Consider the following 7,919-nt stretch of genomic DNA (forward strand, 5'->3'; position numbering starts at 1 on the left):
ATTTATTTAGCAAATGCAACGAGCCAACTGAACTCTACCTCCGGTGGCTTACGGCTTCCTGTGCATTTATGGGCGGTCGCCGACGGCCGTGGACGGCGTCACCCAATCCAGCTGTTAGTCTCGTACACGGTTTTACGCGCTTTAGATAAAGCGGCCGTACGTCCTGGCCTGCGGGTGTTGGGCGCGGAATGCAGGAGACCCCCCGGCTGCGCAGGAGGAAGAGTGCTTTCGGCTTTCATCTCATCGCTGCGGACAGTCGACCTGAGACGGAAGATCCTCTTCACGCTGGGCATCGTCGTTCTCTATCGGCTGGGCGCCGCTTTGCCGTCCCCGGGCGTCAATTTCCCGAACGTCCAGCAGTGCATCAAGGAGGCCAGCGGTGGCGCGGCCGGCCAGATCTATTCGCTGATCAACCTGTTCTCCGGCGGTGCGCTGCTGAAACTGACGGTGTTCGCGGTGGGGGTGATGCCCTACATCACCGCCAGCATCATCGTGCAGCTGCTCACGGTGGTCATCCCGCGGTTCGAGGAACTGCGCAAGGAGGGCCAGTCCGGCCAGGCCAAGATGACGCAGTACACCCGCTACCTGGCGATCGCGCTGGCCATCCTGCAGGCGACCAGCATCGTGGCGCTGGCGGCCAACGGCGGGCTGCTGCAGGGTTGCTCGCTGGACATCATCGCCGACCAGAGCATCTTCACGCTGGTCGTCATCGTGATGGTGATGACGGCCGGCGCGGCGCTGGTGATGTGGATGGGTGAGCTGATCACCGAGCGCGGCATCGGCAACGGCATGTCGCTGCTGATCTTCGTGGGCATCGCGGCGCGCATCCCGTCCGAGGGCAAGACCATCCTGGACAGCCGCGGCGGGGCGATCTTCGCCGCCGTCTGCGTCGCCGCCCTGGTCATCATCGTCGGCGTGGTGTTCGTCGAGCAGGGCCAGCGCCGGATCCCCGTGCAATACGCCAAGCGCATGGTGGGCCGGCGCATGTACGGCGGAACGTCGACCTACCTGCCACTGAAGGTCAACCAGGCCGGCGTCATCCCGGTGATCTTCGCGTCGTCGCTCATCTACATCCCGCACCTGATCACGCAGTTGATCCGCAGCGGCAGCGGCGGCGTGGGCAACAGCTGGTGGGACAAGTTCGTCGGCAGTTACTTGTCCGATCCGAGCGACCCGATCTACATCAGCATCTACTTCGGGCTGATCATCTTCTTCACGTACTTCTACGTGTCGATCACGTTCAACCCCGACGAACGTGCCGACGAGATGAAGAAGTTCGGCGGCTTCATTCCCGGCATTCGCCCGGGCAAGCCCACCGCCGATTACCTGCGCTATGTGCTGAGCCGGATCACCCTGCCGGGCTCGATCTACCTCGGCGCGATCTCGGTGCTGCCCAACTTGTTCCTGCAGATAGGCAATGGCGGAGCGGTTCAGAATTTGCCGTTCGGCGGTACCGCGGTTTTGATCATGATTGGTGTCGGTTTGGATACGGTCAAGCAGATCGAAAGCCAGCTGATGCAGCGCAACTATGAAGGGTTCCTGAAGTGAGAGTCGTTTTGCTCGGGCCGCCGGGGGCGGGCAAGGGAACGCAGGCCCAGAAGCTCTCCGAAAAGCTCGGGATCCCGCACATTTCCACCGGTGAGCTCTTCCGCAGCAACATCGAGAACGGGACCAAGCTCGGCCTGGAGGCCAAGCGCTACCTGGACGCCGGTGATCTGGTGCCCTCCGAGCTGACCAACCAGCTCGTTGACGACCGCCTCAGCGATTCCGACGCTGGCGGCGGCTTCGTCCTGGACGGGTATCCCCGGTCGACGGAGCAGGCCAAGGCGCTGCACCGGATGCTCGAACGCCGGGGCGCTGACATCGACGCGGTGCTCGAGTTCCGCGTCTCGGAGGACGAGCTGCTGGAACGGCTCAAGGCCCGCGGCCGCGCCGACGACACCGACGACGTCATCCTGAACCGGATGAAGGTCTACCGCGACGAGACCGCGCCGCTGCTGGAGTACTACCGCGACGAACTCAAGACGGTCGACGCCGTCGGCACCATGGACGAGGTGTTCGCCCGCGCCCTGCAAGCGCTGGGCAAGTAATCGTGCGCCCGCTGGCCCGGCTGCGGAGTCGCAAGATCGTGCCGCAGCGCACCCCCGACGAACTCGACGCGATGGCGGCGGCGGGGGCGGTGGTCGCGGCGGCGCTGCAGGCGGTGCGGGGGGCCGCGGTTCCCGGCGTGTCGACCCTCGGCCTCGACCAGATCGCCGAGTCGGTGATCCGGGAGGCGGGCGCGATCCCCTCGTTCCTCGGCTATCACGGTTACCCCGCCTCGATCTGCGCCTCGGTGAACGAGCGGGTGGTGCACGGGATCCCGTCGGCCGGAGAGATTTTGGCGCCGGGTGACCTGGTGTCCATCGACTGCGGCGCGGTGCTGGACGGCTGGCACGGCGACGCCGCGATCACATTCGGCGTCGGGACCCTCGACGCGGCCGACCAGGCGCTCTGCGACGCGACCAGGGAATCGCTGGAGGCCGGGATCGCGGCGATGGTGCCCGGCAACCGGCTGACCGACGTCTCGCACGCCATCGAAACGGGCACGCGCGCGGCCGAGGGCCGGCACGGGCTCGCGTTCGGCATCGTGGAGGGCTACGGCGGCCACGGCATCGGCCGGCACATGCACATGGACCCGTTCCTGCCCAATGAGGGCTCGCCGGGGCGCGGCCCGCTGCTGGCGCCGGGGTCGGTGTTGGCGATCGAACCGATGCTGACGCTGGGGACGGGCAAGACCGTGGTGCTCGACGACGAGTGGACCGTCACCACCTCCGACGGCTCCCGTGCGGCACACTGGGAACACACCGTGGCCGTCACCGACGCCGGTCCGCGCATCCTGACGCTGGCCTAAACCGGCGGGTCGGCGGGTCGCGATCGCAAGCGCGGCGGAGCCGGGCGCGGCGGGTCGCGCCGTTTGAACCGGGTCGCGATCGCAAGCGCGGCGGAGCCGGGCGCGGCGGGTCGCGGCGATTGAACCGAGCCGCCATTCGACTCGTTTCAGTAGTCGGAGGTGATGGAGTGGCTCGTGTGGCAGGCACTCGTGGGGCGTCGGAAGCTGCCGAAGCCGCCCTGATGAAGGCGCTCTACGACGAGCACGCAGCGGTTTTGTGGCGTTACGCGCTCCGGTTGACCGGCGACGCGAGCATGTCTGAGGACGTGGTTCAGGAGACGTTGTTGCGAGCCTGGCAGCACCCGGAGGTCGTCGGGGACACCGAGCGCTCGGCGCGGGCGTGGCTGTTCACGGTCGCGCGCAACATGATCATCGACGACCGGCGCAGCGCCCGTTTCCGCAACGTCGTCGCCTCGACCGACGAGGCCGGCGCACCCGAGCGGTCGACGCCCGACGAGGTGAACGCCGCGCTGGACAAGCTGCTGATCGCCGACGCGATGGCGCAGCTGTCCGTGGAGCACCGGGCCGTGATCGAGCGGTCCTACTACCGCGGATGGACGACCGCACAGATTGCTGCGGACCTCGGCATCGCCGAGGGAACGGTGAAGTCGCGATTACACTACGCCGTGCGGGCGTTGCGGCTCACTCTGCAGGAACTTGGAGTCACCCGCTGAGGGGCTCCGAAAGCTTGAAGGGTGAAGAGGAAATGGATGACATGAAGGCGCCGCTACGGGGGATCGGCCCGCCCGACGACCCTTACGTGATGTGGGACGCCGCATACGTGTTGGGCTCGTTGTCGGCCGCAGAGCGTCGCGAATTCGAGGCGCACCTGGCGCACTGCCGGGCCTGCCGGGAGGCCGTCGCCGACCTGAGCGGTGTGCCGGCCCTGCTCTCGCAGCTGAGCCGCGAGGAAGTCGCCGCGATGAACGACCCGGCCGCGCAATCGTTGGCGGCGACACCGGAGATGTCGCCGGAGCTGTTGACGTCGTTGCTGGCCAAGGTGAGCTGGCGCCGGCGTCGCACGCGCATCGTGACGTGGGTTGCCTCGTCGGCCGCGGCCGTGGTGCTGGCGATCGGTGTGTTCGTCGGCGTGCAGGGCTATTCGTCGACCTCGTCGCAGCAGGTGGCCGCCTCCGCGGAGCCGATGGCGCAGGTGGGCACGACGCTGCTGACCTCCTCGGTGGAGCTGTCCAGCCAGCACTGGGGCACAGCGATCAACCTGCGGTGTGTGTGCCTGGCGCCGTTGAACGCGCACCACGACACGCTGGCGATGGTCGTGGTGGGTCGCGACGGCAGCCAGACGCGGCTGGCGACCTGGGTGGCCGTGCCGGGGCACACCGCGACGCCCGCGGGCAGCATCTCGACGCCGGTCGACCAGATCGCCGCCGTGCAGGTGGTCGCCGCCGACAGCGGCCAAGTCCTGCTGCAGCGCTCGATGTAAGGCCCTGACGTGTCTGGCCACGGGCGCTCCCTTCGGGTGCTGGTGGTGGGCGCCGGTGTGGGCGGCATCTCGGTGGCCCGGGGATTGCTGCGGGACGGGCACGACGTCACGGTCTTCGAGCGGCGGCCCGAGCTCCGGGCGCCCGGCGGTGCGGTGACGATCTGGTCCAACGGCGATACGGTGCTCCGTCAGCTGGGCGTCGACATGGACGGGGCCGGTCAGCTGCTGTCCACCGTGCGGGCCGTGACGTCCACGGGCCGCCCGCTGGCCACGCTGGACGTGACCGCGTTGGCCGACCGGCTGGGCGGACCCGTCCGGATGGTTCCGCGCCGGGTGCTGCTGGAGCGGTTGCTGGACGGCTTTCCGGCCGACCGCGTCCGCTGCGACTGCCGGGCGGTGGCGTTGGCCGGCACGCACGGCGGCGTCCGGGTCGAGTTCGGCGACGGCGGCTCGGTCGAGGGTGACGTGGTGATCGGCGCCGACGGCCTGCACTCGATGGTCCGCGACGCCGTCGGCGGCCGGGCGGCCAAGCCCACCGGCTGGTGCAGTTGGCAGGGGCTGATCAGCCTCGCGGAGATCCCGGACAGGGACACCGCGCTCATGGTCGTCGGCGAGCGGGGGAACCTGGGCCTGTGGCCGGCCGGGGGTTCCGACGTGCAGTGGTGGTTCGACCTGCCGTGGTCGCACGAGTTCGTGCGGCCGCACCGTCCGATCGAGACGATCCGTTCCCATTTCACCGGGTGGTCCGACGCCGTCGATCGGGTGTTGGCGGCGCTGACCGACGACGACCTGGCGCCCTCGCCGTACCCGCATTTCCGGCATCCGATGCCGCCCGCGGGGCGCGGCCCGATCACGTTGCTCGGCGACGCCGCGCACACGATGCCGCCGACCTTGGCGCAGGGGACCAACCAGGCCCTGCTCGACACCATGGTGCTGTGCAAGGCCCTCTCGGGTCGGGCGACCGGCGCGGGCGTATCGAGTGCGCTGCGCAGGTATGAGAGGACCCGGCGGCGCAGGGTGATGGCCGTGTCGCGGGTCGCATCGCTGCCGGTATCGCACGGTGAGATCGTGTTGCGGCCGGCCGCGCTGATCCCGGACCGGCTGCAGGCCCGCGCGCTTACGATGTTTCTGTTGTGGACGAGCCACCGCCGGATGTCCGCGGAAATCGACCGGGAGATGGGGGCGGCGACGACCAGCCGATCCAGCTCATGAACGACGAATCCGTCAGGGTGCGAGGCGATTTCGACGCCCCGTCACGCTGGCTTTGGCTGGTGAAGTGGTGCGTGCTGGCGGTGCCGCACTACCCGATCCTGATCGGGCTGTACCTGATCTACCCGCTGTCGACAATCGTCGCGGGCGTCGCCATCCTGTTCACCGGGCGGTACCCGCGGCCGATCTTCGACTTCAACGTCGGCGTGCTGCGCTGGTCGTGGCGGGTGATGAATTTCCGGTTCCCGATGAACAGCACGGACAGGTACCCGCCGTTCACGCTCTCGTCGCGGCCGGACTATCCGGGCGATCTGCAGGTCGACTATCCGGAGCGGCTGAAGAACTGGGCCGTGCTGGTGAAATGGCTGCTGGCCATCCCGCAGGTCCTGCTCTGCTGGTCGATGGAGCCGCTGCTGCAGCTGCTGTGCGTGGTCACCGCGGTGACGCTGTTGTGCACCGGGACCATCCCGGGGGGCATGTCCGATCTCTTGCTGGGCATCGTCCGCTGGCGGTATCGGGTGGCCGTGTACGTTTCCCTGATGCGCGACGAATACCCGCCGTTCCGGATGGACCTGGGCGCCAGGTGACTCGTCGTAATCCGTTGTTCCCGTACGTATATCGGTTCGGCCAGCCGGTCTTCGACCGGTTGTTCTATCACCGGTACCGGCGCGCGGCGCTGAGCAACGCGACCGGCCGGCTGTTGATGCTCGGCCTCGGGCCGGGAACCGACCTGAGGTTCCTGCCCGCGGCGGTGACGTCGGTCGCCGCCGTGGAGCCGGAGGCGCCGTTCCGGCGGATGGCGTCCCGGCTCGCCGGTCGCCACGGCGTCGCCGTCGACATCGTGGAGGGGACCGGTGAGTCGATCCCCTTCCCGGACAACAGCTTCGACTCGGTGCACATCGGTCTGGTGTTGTGCTCGGTCGACGACGTGGCTGCCACGCTGGGTGAGATCCGCCGCGTGCTCACCCCCGGCGGAAGGCTCGTCGTCCTCGAGCATGTGCGCGGGGAGGGCACGACCGGCCGCTTCCAGGACCTGGTCGCGAAGCCGTGGTCGTGGCTGGCCGCTGGATGCGAGCCGAACCGGCGGACCCTGGATTCCATCGCCGCGGCCGGGTTCGACACCACCGCGCTGCACACCATCCCGCGCACGCCGGTCCCCTTCCCCTGCAAGCCCCATCTGCAGGGGTTCGCCACGCTCAGTCCACGCTGACGGCCTCGATGATGTTGAGCCGGGCCGCCCGCCGCGCCGGTGGCAGCGAGCCGAGCAAGCAGATCGCCAGCGCACCCGCGGTGAAGGCCAGGGCCATCGGGCTCAGGCGGAAGCCGACCGGAAAATTCATGATGTCCCCGCTGATCAGGCTGAACAGCCACTGGTCGGTCAGGCCGAACAACAGCCCCAAAAGGCCGCCCACCAAACCGATTCCGGCCGCCTCGGCCAGGACGGTCCGCAGGGTGAACCGGCGGCTGGATCCCATGGCCCGAAGCACGCCGATCTCGCGGCGGCGTTCGGTCACCGAGAGGGTCAGCGTGTTGAGCAGCGCGACGGCGGCCACCGCGACCACGATAACCCACACGGCGTTGGCGATGAACATGCTCTGATGCAGCGGGGCCTCAAGCCCGGCCAGCGCCGCGCGGCCGTCGTACACCTGGTTCGGCGCCGGCACCACCCGGCGGACGTCCGACAGCAGCCGCTTCGGATCCGTCCCGGGTGCGGCGGTGATCTGCAACGTCGTCGCGGCCGGGCGGTCGAACCACGCCCGCAGGTGGTCGAGATCGATACCCACGGTGCCGATGACGGTCGAGAAGAACGGCACCAGGGCCAGCACGGCGGCCTCGCGCGGGCCGTGCGGTGTCTGCAACTGCAGCCGGTTGCCGGCGCGGACATGCAGCGTCGCACCGAGATTCTGGGTGAGCACCACGCCCCGGCCCGCGAGCACGTCGGCGCGCAGGCGTTCGTCGAGCGCGCGGAAGAGCGCATCATGGGTGCCACCGGAGAAGCCGTCGAGCAGGACGCGGGTGCCCCCGACGACGGCGAACCCGAATGCCCCCTCGGTCACCCGCGCGACCCCGGGGACTGCGGCGACCCGCTCCGAAAGGCCTTGCGGCAGAGGATCGGTGGGGTAGCTGTCGGGGGGATCCGCGCTCACCCACACGGCGGCGTCGGCGACGGGGGACAACATGCCGCGGGCCGAGCGGATCATGTCGGCGTTGGTGCCGGTGATCACCACGGTGGTGACCACACCGATGCACACGGTCATCACCGTCGCCCACACCCGCCGCGGTGCGCGCTCGACCGTGGCCGCCGCGAGCGCCCCGACCGATCCGAACGAGCGGGCC

At 68.9% G+C, this 7,919-nt stretch carries 9 protein-coding genes; 8 read left to right on the forward strand and 1 reads right to left on the reverse strand.

The features are described from left to right. Nucleotides 1-222: 222 nt before the first annotated feature. From secY to A9X03_RS16840, 8 genes are all read left to right on the forward strand, one after another. The gene (gene secY, locus A9X03_RS16805; RefSeq protein ID WP_055405236.1) at nucleotides 223-1,548 is read left to right on the forward strand and encodes a preprotein translocase subunit SecY; all 1,326 of its coding nucleotides are present in this window, start codon (nucleotides 223-225) and stop codon (nucleotides 1,546-1,548) included. Continuing rightward, on the forward strand, nucleotides 1,545-2,090 hold the full coding sequence (locus tag A9X03_RS16810) for an adenylate kinase (protein ID WP_067778917.1): 546 nt from the start codon (nucleotides 1,545-1,547) through the stop codon (nucleotides 2,088-2,090). Before secY ends, A9X03_RS16810 begins: the two co-directional genes overlap by 4 nt. 2 nt (nucleotides 2,091-2,092) lie before the next feature. Then, entirely contained in the window at nucleotides 2,093-2,893 is an 801-nt protein-coding gene (gene map, locus A9X03_RS16815) for a type I methionyl aminopeptidase (protein WP_067754341.1), read from the forward strand. A 167-nt stretch (nucleotides 2,894-3,060) separates the two neighbouring features. After that, the gene (locus A9X03_RS16820) at nucleotides 3,061-3,606 is read left to right on the forward strand and encodes a sigma-70 family RNA polymerase sigma factor (RefSeq protein ID WP_082954759.1); all 546 of its coding nucleotides are present in this window, start codon (nucleotides 3,061-3,063) and stop codon (nucleotides 3,604-3,606) included. A 32-nt stretch (nucleotides 3,607-3,638) separates the two neighbouring features. Continuing rightward, nucleotides 3,639-4,373 (forward strand): anti-sigma factor, encoded by a 735-nt coding sequence (locus A9X03_RS16825; RefSeq protein ID WP_068262016.1) that lies wholly within the window; start codon nucleotides 3,639-3,641, stop codon nucleotides 4,371-4,373. A gap of 9 nt (nucleotides 4,374-4,382) precedes the next feature. After that, nucleotides 4,383-5,585 carry an NAD(P)/FAD-dependent oxidoreductase gene (locus A9X03_RS16830; RefSeq protein WP_068262019.1) on the forward strand — a complete coding sequence of 401 codons (1,203 nt, stop codon included), beginning with the start codon at nucleotides 4,383-4,385 and terminating at the stop codon, nucleotides 5,583-5,585. A 17-nt stretch (nucleotides 5,586-5,602) separates the two neighbouring features. Next, nucleotides 5,603-6,169 (forward strand): DUF4389 domain-containing protein, encoded by a 567-nt coding sequence (locus A9X03_RS16835; protein WP_068262025.1) that lies wholly within the window; start codon nucleotides 5,603-5,605, stop codon nucleotides 6,167-6,169. Continuing rightward, nucleotides 6,166-6,792 carry a class I SAM-dependent methyltransferase gene (locus A9X03_RS16840; RefSeq protein ID WP_068262022.1) on the forward strand — a complete coding sequence of 209 codons (627 nt, stop codon included), beginning with the start codon at nucleotides 6,166-6,168 and terminating at the stop codon, nucleotides 6,790-6,792. Before A9X03_RS16835 ends, A9X03_RS16840 begins: the two co-directional genes overlap by 4 nt. On the opposite strand, the gene A9X03_RS16845 is transcribed toward A9X03_RS16840, so the two are convergent. After that, on the reverse strand, nucleotides 6,779-7,919 hold a 1,141-nt coding region (locus A9X03_RS16845; protein ID WP_156746576.1), incomplete at its 5' end, for an ABC transporter permease. The genes A9X03_RS16840 and A9X03_RS16845 overlap by 14 nt on opposite strands.

Origin of the sequence: Mycobacterium sp. E1715 (genome assembly GCF_001667625.1) — a bacterium.
Classification (GTDB): Bacteria; Actinomycetota; Actinomycetes; order Mycobacteriales; family Mycobacteriaceae; genus Mycobacterium.

What these genes read in the sequence shown, in the direction of transcription:
- A9X03_RS16825 (WP_068262016.1), top strand. Translation starts at nt 3,639, where the DNA reads ATGGATGACATGAAGGCGCCGCTACGGGGGATCGGCCCGCCCGACGAC.